The sequence below is a fragment of the Thalassotalea sp. LPB0316 genome (assembly GCF_014898095.1).
Taxonomy (GTDB): Bacteria; Pseudomonadota; Gammaproteobacteria; order Enterobacterales; family Alteromonadaceae; genus Thalassotalea_G.
This window is the reverse complement of sequence record NZ_CP062946.1, coordinates 2,253,788-2,270,236: the sequence shown is the minus strand read 5'-3', so window position 1 is coordinate 2,270,236 and position 16,449 is coordinate 2,253,788. Positions and strand designations below refer to the sequence as shown.

Below are 16,449 nucleotides of genomic sequence, written 5' to 3'. Positions count from 1 at the left end.
CTACCTAAAGGGCTCGGGATCACCTTCACCTTCGCGAATGATTTCAACCTCACCTTCGCTAAAGTCAATTATCGTGGTTGGGTTCTCGCCTAAATAGCCACCATTTATGATTAAATCAACGCGTTTTTCTAGAATATCGCGAATATGCTCAGGATCGTACTCTGCCATTGCCGCACCAGGCATGATCAAGGTCGTTGATAACAAGGGTTCATTGAGCTCCTCAAGTAAGGCCTGAGCGATGTTATTTTGTGGAATACGAATACCAATGGTTTTCTTTTTAGGGTTCATCAAGCGCTTGGGCACTTCTTTAGTTGCTTTAAAAATAAAAGTATATGCGCCGGGCGTATTATTTTTAACTAGGCGAAACGCCGTGTTATCAACTTTGGCGTAATCAGATAATTCAGATAAATCACGGCAAACCAAAGCAAAGTCATGATCCATATCGATATTGCGAATCTGACAAATACGCTCTAGCGCTTTTTTGTCACCTAAATGACAACCTAGTGCATAGCCTGAATCGGTCGGATAAACAATAACCGCACCATCGTTGATCATAGCAACGGCTTGTTTCATCAAGCGCTGTTGCGGATTATCTGGGTGAACATAGAAAAACTGACTCATGATGATTCCTTGGCAAATTTGGCGGGTAAAATATCGAAAGCCCCACCACATAGATAACTTTATTGTATGTAATAATCTTCAAATAAAACAGCAAATAAGCTGATTTGCATCGAATAATTAAGGTAAGTGGATACTTTTCTCGTTAAATTAATTAAAAATTCGATTTATTAACGATAGCGCGTAGCTATCCCAATTAAATATCTTCACCTCTTGCTAAAATTCCATTAACCTACTGGTACGACCAATCATAAAAATGCCGAAATGACCAAACAAAATAGAGTAACCGTCAACCTTGATGATAAAGGAATCGCGACCGTTTCCCTCAACCGACCAGACAAAGGGAACGCATTAGATATGCCAATGTTTGACGCGATTTGCGCAACAATAAAATCATTAAAAAAAGACAAGCGAGTTCGCGTTATTATTTTACAAGGTAATGGCGACAATTTCTGCACGGGCCTTGATGTTAAATCAGTATTAACCAGCTCAAGTAATGGCATAAAATTATTAGCAAAATGGTCACCTTTTATCGCTAATAAAGCACAGTACGTTTGTACTGGTTGGCGTGAAGTGCCGGTGCCGGTAATCTGTGCTATTCAAGGTATTTGTTGGGGCGGCGGCTTACAAATCGCTCTTGGCGCAGACTTTCGCATCGCTAAACCTGACGCCAACTTGTCAATAATGGAAGCAAAATGGGGGCTCATTCCCGATATGGGCGGTTCGTTGCCACTGAGAGAGTTAGTCAGTAAAGATGTTGCACTTGAGTTAGCGATGACCGCTCGACAAATCAGTGGTGAGCAAGCAAAAACACTCGGTTTAGTTACTCATGTCAGTGACGACCCTACAGCTCATGCCCATCAATTGGCCGATGAATTACTCAATCGATCGCCCGACGCTCTGGCTGCTGTTAAAAAACTGTATCGCAAATCATGGTGGTCAAGCGCTGGTTTCGCGCTATTTCGTGAGTCTTGGTATCAAATCAAGGTGTTGATGGGTAAAAATCAACGCATTGCCGTTAAACGAGAAATGGCTAGCGATAACCAAGATAAAAAGTCATACCAAAACCGCAACTTCAGCTAATCACCAACAAGGGGGTCAGAGTCTGAGCCATCCCCACAAATAATTTAATTTTTTCAAACAGTTATATTATTTTAAAAATTTGGAACTTTCATGGCGGTTGATGATCTGATCAATCGCCAAAAAGAAAAGCCATAACCACACATGAAAGTTACCACTAGTTTGCAGCAAACCTTTTTAAAGATCACTAATAATATTCACGCCAAGCGCCGAATGGCTATTAAAAGCTGTGTCGATAGCTTACTACTCGATAGTTTTGCGACCGTGACATCAATTGGACGTGGTATTGATAGTTGTGCCTATGAAAAGCATTCAATTAAGCGTGCTGACAGACTACTCTCCAATGCGCATCTGTATAGAGAACGTGTTGATATATATAGGGAAATGACTTCGTTGCACATATCTCCCTATAGTCGCCCGCTCATTCAAGTTGATTGGTCAGACTTAGATAATCGCAAGCGTAATTTTCTAATTCGAGCATCTGTTGCTTTGGATGGTCGTAGTATTACGGTCTATGAAGAGGTGCACGGCATGGCTACTAAGGAAAAGCCTGCGACTCATAAAGCGTTTTTAATCTCGCTTGCACAAGTACTACCTGCGTGCTGTAGACCAGTCATTGTAACAGATGGCGGTTTTAAAGTGCCTTGGTTTAAACAAATTCTCAAATTGGGTTGGGATTTTATCGGACGTATACGTGGCAATAATTATTATAATTGCACCGGTAATCAATGGTTGCACATTAGTAAGCTACATGAAATTGCAACACCGACACCAAAATACTTCATTGGACACATAACTAAAACTAACCCATTAGCAGTTAACGTTGTTGTTTATAAAAGTAAATCTAAAGGTCGTAAATCATTGAATAATGAAGGGCTACCTCGGAAAAGTAAGCTTGCTAAACAACATGCTAAAAGTGGGCGAGAGCCCTGGGTACTAGCTACATCCCTCATAACATCTTCAAACACAGCAAAGCGTATTGTTGAGCTTTATAAAACACGGATGCAGGAAGAAGAGGCGTTTAGAGATGTAAAAAGTGAGCGCTATGGCTTTAGTTTAAACTTACACCTTAGCTACAAAACTCATAGACTCAACAACCTATTATTGCTAACAACTATTGCTCATTGGTTATCGATTATAGTGGGTGTTTGTGGTGAGATTAGCCGAGTTGCGAGACGGTACCAAGCAAACACTACACGTAATAAACGCGTATTGTCCTTGTCGTTTCTTGGACGAAGACTGATAAGAGATAAGCGGTTTAAGTGCTCAAAAGCCTTAGTTCGGCTGGCCTTTGAGCAAATAAATCGCGTTATATCCTACTGGAATACTTGCGATGCTTAAATTTGTGGGGATCCCTCAGGGTCAGAGTCAAATAACTCTGACCCCAACTTTTTTATGGGTGGATATTGTCCCAGTTACTCCACACTTCAATGCAATCCTCAGGCAAGGTTAAGTTCTTACCTAAATCACTCCACGGTGTTGGGTAGTGAAAATCTGAGCCAAGTGAAGCTTTTAGCTCATACTCTTGGCAATAAGAAAGCATTAATCGGCGCTGATCTGGGTTCATTTGCGGCAGAACAATTTCTAAGGCATCGCCACCTAAGGATTTAAATTCAATGATCAACTTTCTACGCCATTTACCCGACATATCATATCGAATGGGGTGCGCCATCACTGCACTGCCGCCAGCCTGATGAATGGTCTCAATCGCGGTTTGCAAATCACACCACGCAGATTTAACAAATGCGCGTTTATTCTTGCCGATATACTTATCAAACGCGGACTGTAATTTGCTGATTTCGCCACGATTATACAGCGCTTGGGCAAAATGCGAGCGGGTAATCGTCCCATCTTTCGCTAGCTGTTTGGCATCGTCATAAATACCAACAAAACCACATTTTTCGAGTTTGACTGCCATATTAATCGCGCGTTCTTCACGTGCCTGAGCTTGCTGTTCAAGTAACGCATTCAGAGCAGAATTATTTGGATCAAAATTCAAACCAACAATATGAATTTCAAAGCCATGCCAACGGGTAGATATTTCAACCCCATTAATAATTTTCAGTGGTAATTGGTTTGCTTGAATATAACTTTTTGCGCTAGCTAATGCGTCAATCGAATCGTGATCGGTAATGGCTAATACGTCGAGTTGAAAGTTTACCGCCCTATCAACGAGCTCGGTCGCGGTAAATTTACCATCAGAGCATGTCGTATGGCTGTGCAAGTCGATACGCTGCTGACGATTTAATTGGATTGAAGCTGTTGACATCTAATTTAAAATAGCTTTTCATATAGGCATTAACGCAATTCTACGTTGAATCAACGTACTTGGAAACGAAAATTACAAGCAATGACTATTTCAAACTCAGTATCACATAACACAATTTGGTGGTGGCACAACAACACGTAAGTGGGTTGTGAGAGTTGCTTGTACGCAAATTTTTTCAAAAAAGCCCACTTTTAAAGTGGGCTTTTTTGTTTTTTACTCATTGATTTTTAAGCATATTAGGAATTAACAATGTTAACAACTAAGGTTAAAAGCTGGTTCATCTGGTGGCTTCAGCCAATCTACGCAGGCTGACTCGTTTTTATTTTATAAAATTAAGGATTATTTATGATTATCGTATTAAAACCACAAGCTACTGAACAAGACGCTAACGAAATATTAGATAAAATCTCAAGTTTGGGATTAAAACCACTTTATATGCCCGGTGTTGAACGCACCGTACTTGGCGCGCTTGGTGATGAGCGTATTCTTCGCCAACTTCATTTAGACAGCTATCCAATGGTTGATGAAGTTAAACCCGTTCTCAGCCCCTATAAACTCGTTTCTCGAGAGCTCCAAGCCCACGACAGTATTGTCTCTCTTGGCGGCGTAAAAGTCGGCGGCGGTAATTTTACAATAATTGCTGGACCATGCTCGGTCGAGAGCCAAGATCAGCTTTTTGGCATTGCCGAAATGCTAAAAAACCAACAAGTGCCTTTACTGCGCGGAGGTGCCTTTAAGCCACGTACCAGCCCATACAGTTTCCAAGGCTTAGGCGAAGAAGGTTTACAACTACTAAAATCAGCAAAAGACATTTACGGCTTACCCGTTGTTTCTGAAATTATCGACCCAAGTGATGCCGACTTAATGGCGCAGTATATCGATTGCTACCAAATCGGTGCTCGCAATATGCAAAACTTCCGCTTGCTCGAGGCCGTTGGCAAACAAAACAAGCCCGTGTTGTTGAAGCGCGGTATGAGCGCAACGATTGAAGAGCTGTTATTAGCCGCTGAATACATTATTAATGCCGGTAATCCTAACGTCATTTTATGTGAGCGCGGTATTCGCACCTTTGAAACAGCAACCCGTAATACCCTCGATTTAAATGCCGTTGCGCTATTAAAACAAAAAACCCATTTACCGGTATTGGTTGATCCATCACACGGTACGGGCGTTAAATCATTAATTAATCCACTTTCAAGAGCGGCAGCAGCGGTTGGCGCCGATGGTATTATTGTTGAAACTCACTTAAACCCGAAAGAAGCGTTGTCAGATGGTCATCAAGCGTTAACTGCCGATGATTTTGCTCAGTTGATGGCCGATATAAAACCATTTATCTCGGCAGCAGGGAAACAACTATGAGTGGAGGATTTGCCAACATCAACACCGAGATTGGCTCGGTTTCAACCCTAACGAGTACAGCGCGCTACCAAAGTGATCCGCTTGCGGTTTATCAAGCGCTGTGCGGTGACTTAAACAATAGTTTATTGCTTGAATCTGCCGAAATAGATAACAAACAACAAACTAAAAGTTTGCTGTTAACCCATGCGGCAGTTCGCATCGAGTGTAATGGTCATCAAGTTAAGTTAACAAGTTTAAGTATTAACGGCCAAAGTGCGATCGCCTTTGCCCACCAAGCATTAGAAAATGACGCAACATGTGAGCTTAATGCGAACGTTTTAACTGTCACCTTTGAAAAAGCTCATGCCGAAGTTGATGAGTTAACCCGCTTAAAAGCCGCTAACCCGTTTCAAGTGTTGCGTATTTTCAATCAACTTAACAATGAAAGCCATCACCCACTTGCCGTATTTTTAGGTGGCGTTTTTGCCTTTGACTTAATGGCTATCGCCGAAGACTTGCCAGAAGTTGAAAGTGGTGAAAATACTTGCCCAGATTATGTTTATTATCTCGCGGAAAACGTGATTGTTATCGATCACGAAAAACGCACCACCGATATTATTAGCCAAGTCTTTTCTGGCCCTGAGCAGCAAAAATGCTACTTTGAAGCGAGCCGTCGGATCCAGCAAATCAAAGGGACACTCAGTGAAGCTATTAGCGCAACTGTTGAATCGCTAAAGCATACGCCAACAGCAGTAGCTCCAGAAGTTGATATTAGTGATCAGCAATTTTGCGATATCGTCGAGCAATTAAAAGAAAACATTCGCGCTGGTGATATTTTTCAAGTCGTGCCTTCTCGTACTTTTTCAATACCCTGTGAAAAACCACTAACAACGTACGCTTTGTTGAAACAAAGTAACCCTAGTCCTTACATGTTCTTTTTAAAAGACCAAGACTTTTGTTTGTTTGGCGCATCGCCAGAATCGGCGTTGAAATATCAACAAAAGTCTCGCCAAGTTGAGCTTTATCCAATTGCAGGTACTCGTCAGCGCGGTAAAAATGCCGATGGTAGTATTGCTCTTGATCTAGATAGCAGAATTGAGCTTGAGCTAAGACAAGACCAAAAGGAACTTGCAGAGCATATTATGTTAGTTGACTTGGCACGCAACGATATTGCACGAGTCAGCCAAGGCGGCTCGCGCCATGTCGCCGATTTGCTAAAAGTAGATCGTTATTCACATGTCATGCATTTAGTTTCTCGTGTTTGCGGCACCCTACTCCCCGAATTAGATGCCCTACACGCCTACCAAGCCTGTATGAATATGGGGACACTATCTGGCGCACCAAAAGTAAAAGCGACAAGTTTAATTCGCCAAGTGGAGCAAAAACGCCGTGGTAGCTATGGCGGCGCAGTCGGCTACATGACAGGTGAAGGAGAAATGGATACCTGTATCGTGATTCGTTCAGCCTTTGTTAAAGATAATACGGCACATGTTCAAGCAGGTGCTGGTGTAGTCTACGACTCAGTGCCACAATCGGAAGCCGATGAAACTCGTCAAAAAGCACAAGCGGTAATTGGCGCGCTATTACAAGCACAAACGACGTCGCTAGTATCAAACCTTACGTTTGACAAGCAGGAGCAGTAGATATGAAACAAGACAAAATCTTTATGCTCGACAACCTAGATTCGTTTACCTACAACCTAGTAGACGAATTTTATCAGCTAGGCTTTAAACCTGAAATTTATCGCAACACCTTAAGTGCCGATTTTATTTTTAATAAAATGTGTGAACACCAAGAAACCACCGGTGAAAATGTTATTTTAGTGCTCTCACCAGGCCCAGGTAACCCAAGCCAAGCCGGTTGTTTAATGGCGTTGATTGAAAAAGTCGCCGGTAAGTTTCCAATTATCGGTATTTGTTTAGGCCATCAAGCCTTAGTCCAGCACTTTGGTGGTGAAGTTGGCCGAGCAAATGCCATTGTTCACGGTAAAGCATCTATGGTCGAGCACAGTCAAACAGGCGCGTTTGAAGGTATTGCTAATCCATTATCGGTCGCTCGTTATCATTCATTAATGGCAACAAAAATGCCGGAGCAACTGATCACAACGGCGAAAACTGATGATATTGTCATGGCCATTGAGCACAAAACGTTAGCCATTATTGGCTTTCAATTTCACCCCGAATCAATTTTAACCAATTATGGCTCTGCCCTACTCAAGCAAGCGATGAGTTACTTAGCGGCAAAGCATACCGAAACGCTATTAACAGGGAGCTGCTAATATGAGCGACGTTTTACAACAACTCATTGAAGGCCAAAGTTTATCGCAACAACAAGCGCAAGATTTTTTCCAACAAATGATCACCGGCCAAGTAGCACCAGAACTGCTGGCTAGCGTATTAACCGCGTTAAAAATAAAAGGTGAAACTCCGAGTGAGATTGGCGGTGCAGCCATTGCGGTTCGCCAGTCGGCGACCGCCTTTCCAACAGTCGATTTTGACGTGACCGACTGCGTGGGTACCGGTGGTGACGGTGCCAATACCATTAACATTTCAACCACGGCAGCAATTTTAGCCGCCGCCTGTGGCGTAAAAATGGCAAAGCACGGCAATCGCAGCGTATCATCGATGTCTGGCTCAGCGGATTTACTCGAAGCATTTGGCGCCAACTTAACGATGTCACCAGAGGTTGCGGCAAAATGTTTAAGCCAAACCAACTTTTGTTTCTTATTTGCCCCTGCTTATCACAGCGGTTTTAAACACGCTGCCCCCGTGCGCAAAGCCATGGGTGTACGCACGCTGTTTAATATTCTTGGGCCACTGGTTAACCCTGCTGCGCCAAAAACCATGTTATTAGGTGTTTATACGCCTGAGTTACTGCATACCATGGCAAGCGCGCTACAAATTACCGGTGTCGAAAGTGCTTGGGTTGTTCACGGTAGCGGCTTAGATGAAATCGCCTTACACGGCACGACTCAAATCGTTGCCATTGAAAACGGTAAGCTTGTTGAAAAGCAAATTTTTCCTCAAGATTTTGGCTTAGCTGAGGCAACGCTGGAAGATATCAAAGGCGGCACACCGCAGGAAAATGCCAATATCATTAAAGCTATTTTACAAGGCAATGGCCAAGTAGCGCATAACAACGCGGTTGTAATCAACACGGCAGCCATTTTGTATTTGCACAACAAAGCTGACTCATTAGTAAAATGCGCCGAGCTTGCCGCTGAAGCACTCGCTAGTGGCAAAGGTTACAGCACGCTCATGCAATATGTTGAAGTTTCACAAGGATAGTTTTAATGGCCAATATTTTAGAAAAAATTGTCGAAGATAAACGCGCTTTTATGGCAACTTATAAGCAAGAAAATCCGTTAGAAGATTTTATTGGCAGCTTAACGCCAAGCACTAAAGATTTATATGCCAGCTTATCACAGCCTGAAGCAGGCTTTATCTTGGAATGTAAAAAAGCGTCACCGTCTAAAGGGTTAATTCGCGATGACTTTAACGTACTAGATATCTGCCGAATCTACGACAAATACGCGGCAGGGATTTCGGTACTAACCGATGAGAAGTACTTTCAAGGCAAGTATGAGTATTTAAAAACCGTTTGTGAAACTGTTGACTGCCCAGTGCTCAATAAAGACTTTTTCTTTGAGCCTTACCAAGTTTACTTGGCTCGTCATTTAGGCGCCGACGCCATTTTATTGATGCTTAGCGTGTTAACAGATCAAGAATATATTGAACTGGCGAAAATTGCCGAACGCTACCAAATGGCAATCTTAACGGAAATATCCAACACCGAAGAAATGGCGCGAGCGATCAAGCTTAACGCCAAGTTAATTGGTATTAATAATCGTAACTTGCGCGATCTGTCCACCGATATTTCTCGCACGTTTGATTATGCACCACATTTACCCGATGGCACTTTAGTGATTTCAGAGTCGGGCATATACACCAATGCGCAGGTTCGCGAGTTAGCCCCTGCAGTAGATGGCTTTTTAGTGGGCAGCTCAATCATGGCGCAAGCTGATATTGACTTAGCTTGTCGACAGCTGATCTTCGGTGAAAACAAAGTCTGCGGTTTAACCTCACCTGAAAGTGCCAGCGCGGTATTAGCAAACGGTGGTGTATACGGCGGTTTGATCTTTGCTGAGAAATCACCTCGCTTTGTAAGTGAAGCAATGGCTAAAACCATTACCGAGCAAGTGAGCGGCCTCAATTACGTTGGTGTTTTCGTTAACCACGAAATAGAAACCGTTGCAGCGTTAGCTAACACGTTGAACTTATTTGCAGTGCAACTTCACGGTAGTGAAAATGATGCCTATATCAATGAATTAAGAAAAAGTTTGCCCGTAAACACGCAAATTTGGCAAGCAGTTAGTGTGAAAGATCACAACTTTTCACTAAGCGCCAACCCAAACATTTCACGTTTTATTTTAGACAACAAGCAAGGTGGCTCGGGTGAGCAGTTTGATTGGCAAGCGTTACACCAAAGTGAGCTCGATTTAACTAAGTGTATGTTAGCTGGCGGGCTTAACTGTGAGAATATTTCAACAGCAATAGATACCATGAACAACCTAGATTTATTAGGTTTAGATATTAATTCGGGCGTAGAATCAAGCCCAGGACACAAATGCTCAGCAATGATAGCTGCGGTGTTCAAAAACATTCGGAATTATTAATCATGACTCATTCAGTACAAGATCATACTCAAAACAAAAAACACGATAAATTACCCGCCTACTTTGGTGAATTTGGCGGCATGTTTGTTGGCGAATTGCTCGTACCCGCGCTTGAACAGCTTGAACAAGCCTTTATCGAGTCGCAAAACGATAAGGCTTTTATCGATGAGTTTAACCACTTGTTGCATAGCTACGCGGGTCGCCCTACACCACTAACCTTATGTCGTAACATCGTTAAAAACCCGTTGGCAAAAATCTATTTAAAACGCGAAGATTTACTTCACGGTGGTGCCCATAAAACCAACCAAGTGTTAGGCCAAGCACTACTCGCAAAACGCATGGGTAAACATGAAATTATCGCAGAAACGGGTGCTGGTCAGCACGGTGTTGCCACCGCTATTGCATGTTCATTACTTGGCTTAAAGTGTCGTATTTATATGGGCGCGAAAGACTGTGAACGCCAACAACCCAATGTATTTCGCATGAAACTGATGGGCGCTGAAGTCATTCCAGTCACCGCAGGCTCTGGCACCTTAAAAGATGCTGTTAATGAAGCACTGCGCGACTGGTCAGCCAATTACGACAATGCTCATTATCTGTTAGGCACAGCTGCCGGCCCTCACCCATTCCCAACGATCGTGCGTGAATTTCAAAAAATGATCGGCGAAGAAGCTAAACAGCAATTATTGGCCGAAGAAGGACGTTTACCTGATTATGTGATTGCTTGTGTCGGCGGTGGTTCGAATGCCATTGGTATGTTTACCGATTTTATTAAAGAAAAAGACGTAAAACTCGTTGGTGTTGAACCAGGTGGTAAGGGCATAACAACTGATCATCACGGCGCAACGCTAACCGCGGGTACGAAAGGTATGTTGCACGGTAATTATACTTACATCATGCAAACGACGGATGGTCAAATTGAAGAGTCGTATTCTGTTTCAGCGGGCTTAGATTATCCAGGTGTTGGTCCACAACACGCATTTTTAAAAGAAACAGGTCGAGCGCAATACGTGGCGATCAACGATGATGAAGCACTTGCTGCCTTTCAAACTTTAGCGGCAAATGAAGGCATTATTCCTGCGCTTGAATCATCTCACGCGCTGGCACAAGCATTAAAAATGGCGGAACAAGTCACAGAAGAAACCATCTTTTTAGTGAATTTATCTGGCCGTGGCGATAAAGATCTCGCCCATGTTCACACCATTTTAGGTGATAACTTTCAAGCACAGCAAAACGCCGAGTAAAGGCACGAGGACCCACAATGAGTACTATTAGTTCTGTTACCCCAAATCCTGTGCTGAGCCAAGTTGGGCAGCGCTACAATGAATGCTTTAGCGCATTAAAAGCACAAGGCAAAGGTGCCTTTATTCCATTTGTGACTATCGGCGATCCCAATCCAGTATTGTCGTTTGAGATCATCAAAACGCTAATCGACGCTGGCGCCGATGCCCTCGAGCTTGGCATTCCATTTTCAGACCCTAGCGCCGACGGCGTTACCATTCAAAAAGCCGGTTTACGAGCGTTAAACGCCAACGTTGATATTGATATCTGCTTTGATATTTTAGCGAAAGTGCGTGATTATGCGCCAAGCATCCCCATTGGCTTATTGCTGTATGGCAACCTTGTCTTTGCTCGCGGCATTGAAAAATTTTATCAAGATGCGCAACGTGCTGGTGTTGATTCAGTATTGATCGCCGATTTACCTATTCGTGAGAGTCAACCATTTAGAGATGCGGCAATGACCAATGGTATCGCGCCAATTTTTATTGCACCGCCTAATGCAGATGACGACACACTCCAAGCAATCGCCTCATATAGCCGAGGCTACACTTATGTTTTAAGTCGCGCAGGCGTTACCGGCGCTGATGTCAAAGCAACCAGTGTTGCCGACAAGTTAGTGGCAAAATTAACAGCATTAAATAGTGCGCCAGCGGTTATTGGTTTTGGTATCTCAAATCCAGAGCAAGTAAAACAAGCACTAGCTAGTGGCGCACAAGGCGCTATTAGTGGCTCGGCTGTGGTAAATATTATTGAGAAAAACCTAGCAGATGAAACCAAGATGCTAGCGGAGCTAACCAGCTTTGTTCAACAGATGAAAGCTGCGACTTAATGTTAAAAACAACTGATAAAAGGTGTTAACTATCTAAAAAGTGTTAACTATATTGGATAAATACTTTCTAGATTGATGACTTTTTCTAGTTATATTGTCGGGGTGCCGACAGCACTAAAGAGGGAAAAAGCGCCTGTTTCCCTCTTTAATCTCCCTCGGCGACAACGCAATAGACAGCATTAATTTTTCACTTGTGTTTATCATACCAAGTTCATTAAATAGTTGGTCATTCAGCGAGAATTAAATGGCTTATAGGCAAGGCTTTGATTGCCGGTAATGGTTATTCCCTTAGCAAAATCAGTAACGAAGCATATAAGCCATTTAAACTCGCCCTTGGGGAGCTCGTCAGAAAAGTGATAACTTTACAAATTGCCTTGATATGGAATAACCATACCTGCACCAATTTGCTTTGTTCTAACTTCCCTGACGTAGCTCTGAATGATTAACTATTTAACGAAATTGGTATTAGCTGTTCCTGAAGAAGATACGTCCTGTATGACATCAGTGCTCGGCGTCCTGCCTCGCCCAGCAATAAACATGCAAGTGAAAAATTAATCTATTGCGAATGGGACTGGTGTGTAATTCGAGGCTCGTTTTTTATCTGAAATAAAAGTGCTAATCCAGTACGAAAACAAGATTTAACGCCACTCACCTATATTGTAGAATCGCATCAACCGTTAGCTCGTTTACCTAAGACATCTTCTAAGGCAGGTTTCAAGGTATGGTATGTAAATTCAAAGCCAGCTTGTTGTAACCGCTCAGGAATGGCATTTTGACCAGTAAGTACTAAGCGGGACATTTCCCCTAACATCAACTTTAACACCAACGCAGGCACGAAAAACAAGCACGGTTTGGATAACACACTGGCCAACGTTTGGCTAAATTCTTTGTTAGTCACCGGTTTAGGCGCAGTGAAGTTATAAATACCTGATAATTCATTTTTATTTTTACTAAAGGCGAGAAATAAGATAGCGGCAACCATGTCGTCAATGTGGATCCACGGCATGTATTGTTGACCATTAGAAAGCGGACCACCGAGGCATAACTTAAAGCTCGGCAGCATTTTTTTCAAAAAGCCACCTTCACTTGATACCACAAGCCCCGTACGCATAATACAAACTCGACAACCAAGTTGTTTGGCACTTAAGGCGGCTTGCTCCCACGCGTCACATAATTGGTGGGTATATTCATCGTGAAAGCCCGATTGCTCGGTTAACAAACTGTTTTTACCGTCTCCATACCAGCCCACAGCAGAGCCACTAATAAGTACAGAAGGCATCATTAATCGAGTTTTCATCCATTTAACTAAATGATGAGTACTATCAACCCGAGATTGATATATTCGCTGTTTTTGCGCCTCTGACCAACGCTTATCAGCGATTGGCTCGCCCGCTAAATTGACAATGACATCAAAGTAAATATCGTCATCAATTTGATAAAGATCGTCGACAATCACCACATCAAAGTCAAAGACCTTTTCGGCTTTGGCTACATGGCGAGTTAATACCGTGACATCGTGATGATGACGCTTTAATTGTGCGACTAACGCTTGGCCAATAAGCCCTGTTCCACCAGTAATTAACACATTTGCCATAATGTCATCTCTTCAATGATAGTGTATATACCGACCCTTTTAGTATAGACGGTTCAACTAGACATTCTACGTATTCTTTGTGGTAAAAGTTTGATCAAAACCATAATTGGATTAATCTTTTATTAACCTAAGTTACCGCAAGCTTTGACAAAATCAATGGCAAGCTCAAAAAAAAGCCAGTGATTAACACTGGCTCGATATTTGTTCCAACACACGAGTACTAAAAACTAGGGTAAATCAAGCGTTTGTACTATGGTGGTTTCAACACCCGAAGGTGAGGTAATGGTGATGGTCAAGGTGCCAATTGCCGGATCATCCAATGGCGGATTAACAATGACAAACTCTATCGAGTGTGGTTCTAAGGTATCTGGCACGGTGAAATTGGTTGTCCCTTCAACAGTACCAGCACTTGCTTCAACGGTTACTGTTGTGCCAAATGGCATAGCTTGGCTTGCCGTATCGCTAAAATCTAAAGTAAAGCTTAAGGTATCTACAACGGTTTCAGTGCCACCGGTCGGGTAATTCACGCCGTTTTCGTCGGTTAACGTAAACAAAGCTGTTGAACTTGCCATCACCATCACTAGTGCTCGGCGAACGTGGATAGCCTGATTGCCTTGTGCTCCACAACTACTGCCTTCGCACTGAGGCCCATTAAACAAGCCATCTTCAATGCTAAAGCTGCCGTCATTATTAAAATCTAAGAAGGTTTCACCGGCATCAAACAGCCCGTTTTCATTATCATCACGCCAAGCTTCTGTCATATCGACGAAACCATCTGCTCTTGGTGTGATACGAGAAAAGCCTGCCGAAATAAAGGCCTCGGTTACCGCGCTGCCATCAGCGTCATCAAAAATGTTATTACCATTGGTATCAAAGAAAGTTTCGTGACCAAGAGCAGTTGCTAAAATGGTGATGCGGTGATCAGCAACGCGCGGCTCTGCACTGGTCCAAGTGACACTACACGCACCGTTAACTGTTAAACAGCTTGGCTCAATTACACCACCTTCGGTGGTAAAATTAACTGTTGTACCGTCTGGCACTGGGTTATTGAAGTTATCAGCAAGCTGGGCTGTAATATCAACATCTACACCGTTAATAGAGCCTGCTTCAGGGTTTCGAACTGCCGTTGATAAAGTAAATGAACGCTGTTCAGGTAAACCTGTATTAATCGATAATAGATCTGATTGCGTTTGAATGGTACTACCATCTTCAGCCACTGCCTTTGCCGTCACTCGGACAGCCGTTGGCACTGAGCCTGCAGTCACTTTAGTCGTGACAATACCTTGGCTATTGGTAACACCAATAACGGGATTTACCACAATACCACCTGCTGTTGTGTCGAGAATAAATTCAACATCTTGTTGAGCAAGCGGATTACCTAGCGAGCTTTTAACTTGAAAAGTTAAGGTTGAGGTTTCTTGATTACCCTGGCCACCAGTTCCCTTTAAAACAATCGTTTCAGGCGCCGCCGATAAAAACTCGATTGACCCCAATTCTTCACCCGTAATTGAAATAACCGCTTGAGCAACATTGGTCACGCCATTTAAACTAACCGATGCAAGAATGACATCGTCAATGCCGTTTAAACCTGCGCAATCAATATCTTCGTAGGTCGCTTTCGCTTTGCCTTGAATACTAAAAACCGTTTCTTCAATCGTTGCATTGCCACTGGCAACACAATTAGAGCTAAAGCTGACAGATGTTGGGATCGTCACTGGAGCGTCTTCACTATCGACTAAATCAACACTTAACCCTAAAGTACCACCTGCGCTAACGATATTACCATCAATCGAAAGCTCAATTGCGCCTTCAATAAAATCGCCATTATCATCAAAGTAACCGATGCGAATAACATCATCTAAAATGGTTTCATCACTCGCGATAACTTGGTAGTTCATACGACTCGACGCTATCACATCAGTCTCGCCATAACTAGCAGTGACAATACCTGCACCTGTCTGATCGTTGCCGGCAAGCGTGACTATCGCGATCCCCTGCGCATTGGTTAATGCCGTATTAGGTGTTAACGCACCAATATCTGCTGTGTAAGTAATAATTTCGCCGCTAATTGGCTGGCCTTGACCATCAACTAACGTAGAGATCAGTTGAACCGTTTCATCTGATTTGAAGTTATTAACTTGCTCACCGTTTAAACTCAAAGACAAAGACAAGCTCGGCAGTGCTTCTTCAGATTCGGTCGACACCAAATATTCAAAATCTATGGTACTTGGCTCTAGAGCGCCCGCGGTTGCGGCTATACTACCCGCTCCAGCTAGCGCCTCAGGATTTGTTAAAGTAATAGTAGCTTGACCTTCACTGTTAGTCAGTTTGCTGTCTTGTGAAAGTTGACCAAACGAGGTTGAAAAAGTGACCGTTGTGTTGGTTACTAATGCGCCATTAGTATCGGTTAATGTTGCTATAACCGTTGCGGACTCACCTTGCTCAAAACTCACTTGAGTATCACCTTGGGCATTTTGAATAGCGATGCTAATAGCAGAAAGTTCAACAACAGGACCATCAACTGGCGGAGCTTCATTCTCACCTGATTTACCATTACACCCCGTTAGAAAAACGGCACTGGCTAGAAAAACACTGGTATACAGCTTTCTCATTATTATTATTCCTTGCAGGATAAAGATCTTTTTAACTACTGTTTAAAATAAGATATCAGCGCTAAAAAGTCTATGAATAACAAGCCATTTGACGATTTATCAGCTAACAATTAACCAGATCTTAAAAGATTGACTAAAAGCCAACTTTTGCAA

The 16,449-nt window shown here is 42.9% G+C and carries 13 protein-coding genes; 9 read left to right on the top strand and 4 right to left on the bottom strand.

Going from position 1 to position 16,449, the window contains the following annotated elements:
• Window positions 1–621, bottom strand: a complete 621-nt coding sequence (locus LP316_RS10050) for an L-threonylcarbamoyladenylate synthase (protein WP_193020852.1) — start codon at window positions 619–621, stop codon at window positions 1–3.
• Between the two features lie 261 nt (window positions 622–882).
• Here LP316_RS10050 and LP316_RS10045 point away from each other — a divergent pair, with 261 nt between their 5' ends.
• Together LP316_RS10045 and LP316_RS10040 are read left to right on the top strand one after the other, a co-directional pair.
• Window positions 883–1,701 (top strand): crotonase/enoyl-CoA hydratase family protein, encoded by an 819-nt coding sequence (locus LP316_RS10045; protein WP_193020851.1) that lies wholly within the window; start codon window positions 883–885, stop codon window positions 1,699–1,701.
• A 141-nt stretch (window positions 1,702–1,842) separates the two neighbouring features.
• Entirely contained in the window at window positions 1,843–3,039 is a 1,197-nt protein-coding gene (locus LP316_RS10040; protein WP_193020745.1) for an IS4 family transposase, read from the top strand.
• Window positions 3,040–3,091: 52 nt separating this feature from the next.
• Here the strand turns inward: LP316_RS10040 and LP316_RS10035 are convergent, their stop codons facing one another.
• Entirely contained in the window at window positions 3,092–3,967 is an 876-nt protein-coding gene (locus LP316_RS10035; RefSeq protein WP_193020850.1) for a PHP domain-containing protein, read from the bottom strand.
• Window positions 3,968–4,312: 345 nt separating this feature from the next.
• On the opposite strand from LP316_RS10035, the gene aroF reads away from it, so the two are divergent.
• From aroF to trpA, 7 genes are read left to right on the top strand one after another with little or no spacing between them, the layout of a single operon-like run.
• Window positions 4,313–5,326: a 3-deoxy-7-phosphoheptulonate synthase gene (aroF, locus tag LP316_RS10030; protein WP_193020849.1), complete on the top strand. Its 1,014-nt coding sequence runs from the start codon at window positions 4,313–4,315 to the stop codon at window positions 5,324–5,326.
• Complete coding sequence (locus LP316_RS10025) at window positions 5,323–6,948, top strand: anthranilate synthase component 1 (RefSeq protein ID WP_193020848.1); 1,626 nt, start codon at window positions 5,323–5,325, stop codon at window positions 6,946–6,948. Before aroF ends, LP316_RS10025 begins: the two co-directional genes overlap by 4 nt.
• Before the next feature lie 2 nt (window positions 6,949–6,950).
• The gene (locus LP316_RS10020; protein WP_193020847.1) at window positions 6,951–7,583 is read left to right on the top strand and encodes an aminodeoxychorismate/anthranilate synthase component II; all 633 of its coding nucleotides are present in this window, start codon (window positions 6,951–6,953) and stop codon (window positions 7,581–7,583) included.
• 1 nt (window position 7,584) lies between these two features.
• The gene (gene trpD / locus LP316_RS10015; protein WP_193020846.1) at window positions 7,585–8,592 is read left to right on the top strand and encodes an anthranilate phosphoribosyltransferase; all 1,008 of its coding nucleotides are present in this window, start codon (window positions 7,585–7,587) and stop codon (window positions 8,590–8,592) included.
• 5 nt (window positions 8,593–8,597) lie between these two features.
• Window positions 8,598–9,980, top strand: a complete 1,383-nt coding sequence (trpCF, locus tag LP316_RS10010; RefSeq protein ID WP_193020845.1) for a bifunctional indole-3-glycerol-phosphate synthase TrpC/phosphoribosylanthranilate isomerase TrpF — start codon at window positions 8,598–8,600, stop codon at window positions 9,978–9,980.
• A 2-nt stretch (window positions 9,981–9,982) separates the two neighbouring features.
• Complete coding sequence (gene trpB, locus LP316_RS10005; RefSeq protein WP_193020844.1) at window positions 9,983–11,224, top strand: tryptophan synthase subunit beta; 1,242 nt, start codon at window positions 9,983–9,985, stop codon at window positions 11,222–11,224.
• A gap of 17 nt (window positions 11,225–11,241) precedes the next feature.
• Window positions 11,242–12,090: a tryptophan synthase subunit alpha gene (gene trpA / locus LP316_RS10000; RefSeq protein WP_413470654.1), complete on the top strand. Its 849-nt coding sequence runs from the start codon at window positions 11,242–11,244 to the stop codon at window positions 12,088–12,090.
• A 670-nt stretch (window positions 12,091–12,760) separates the two neighbouring features.
• Here the strand turns inward: trpA and LP316_RS09995 are convergent.
• Both LP316_RS09995 and LP316_RS09990 read right to left on the bottom strand, forming a co-directional pair.
• Window positions 12,761–13,684: a TIGR01777 family oxidoreductase gene (locus LP316_RS09995; RefSeq protein WP_193020843.1), complete on the bottom strand. Its 924-nt coding sequence runs from the start codon at window positions 13,682–13,684 to the stop codon at window positions 12,761–12,763.
• Between the two features lie 227 nt (window positions 13,685–13,911).
• Window positions 13,912–16,296 (bottom strand): Ig-like domain-containing protein, encoded by a 2,385-nt coding sequence (locus tag LP316_RS09990; protein WP_193020842.1) that lies wholly within the window; start codon window positions 16,294–16,296, stop codon window positions 13,912–13,914.
• Window positions 16,297–16,449: the final 153 nt, after the last annotated feature.

Excerpts from the sequence above, each read along its gene's own strand:
- LP316_RS10050 (WP_193020852.1), bottom strand. The coding sequence starts at position 621 with ATGAGTCAGTTTTTCTATGTTCACCCAGATAATCCGCAACAGCGCTTG.
- LP316_RS10045 (WP_193020851.1), top strand. The coding sequence starts at position 883 with ATGACCAAACAAAATAGAGTAACCGTCAACCTTGATGATAAAGGAATC.
- LP316_RS10040 (WP_193020745.1), top strand. The coding sequence starts at position 1,843 with ATGAAAGTTACCACTAGTTTGCAGCAAACCTTTTTAAAGATCACTAAT.
- LP316_RS10035 (WP_193020850.1), bottom strand. The coding sequence starts at position 3,967 with ATGTCAACAGCTTCAATCCAATTAAATCGTCAGCAGCGTATCGACTTG.
- aroF (WP_193020849.1), top strand. The coding sequence starts at position 4,313 with ATGATTATCGTATTAAAACCACAAGCTACTGAACAAGACGCTAACGAA.
- LP316_RS10025 (WP_193020848.1), top strand. The coding sequence starts at position 5,323 with ATGAGTGGAGGATTTGCCAACATCAACACCGAGATTGGCTCGGTTTCA.
- LP316_RS10020 (WP_193020847.1), top strand. The coding sequence starts at position 6,951 with ATGAAACAAGACAAAATCTTTATGCTCGACAACCTAGATTCGTTTACC.
- trpD (WP_193020846.1), top strand. The coding sequence starts at position 7,585 with ATGAGCGACGTTTTACAACAACTCATTGAAGGCCAAAGTTTATCGCAA.
- trpCF (WP_193020845.1), top strand. The coding sequence starts at position 8,598 with ATGGCCAATATTTTAGAAAAAATTGTCGAAGATAAACGCGCTTTTATG.
- trpB (WP_193020844.1), top strand. The coding sequence starts at position 9,983 with ATGACTCATTCAGTACAAGATCATACTCAAAACAAAAAACACGATAAA.
- trpA (WP_413470654.1), top strand. The coding sequence starts at position 11,242 with ATGAGTACTATTAGTTCTGTTACCCCAAATCCTGTGCTGAGCCAAGTT.
- LP316_RS09995 (WP_193020843.1), bottom strand. The coding sequence starts at position 13,684 with ATGGCAAATGTGTTAATTACTGGTGGAACAGGGCTTATTGGCCAAGCG.
- LP316_RS09990 (WP_193020842.1), bottom strand. The coding sequence starts at position 16,296 with ATGAGAAAGCTGTATACCAGTGTTTTTCTAGCCAGTGCCGTTTTTCTA.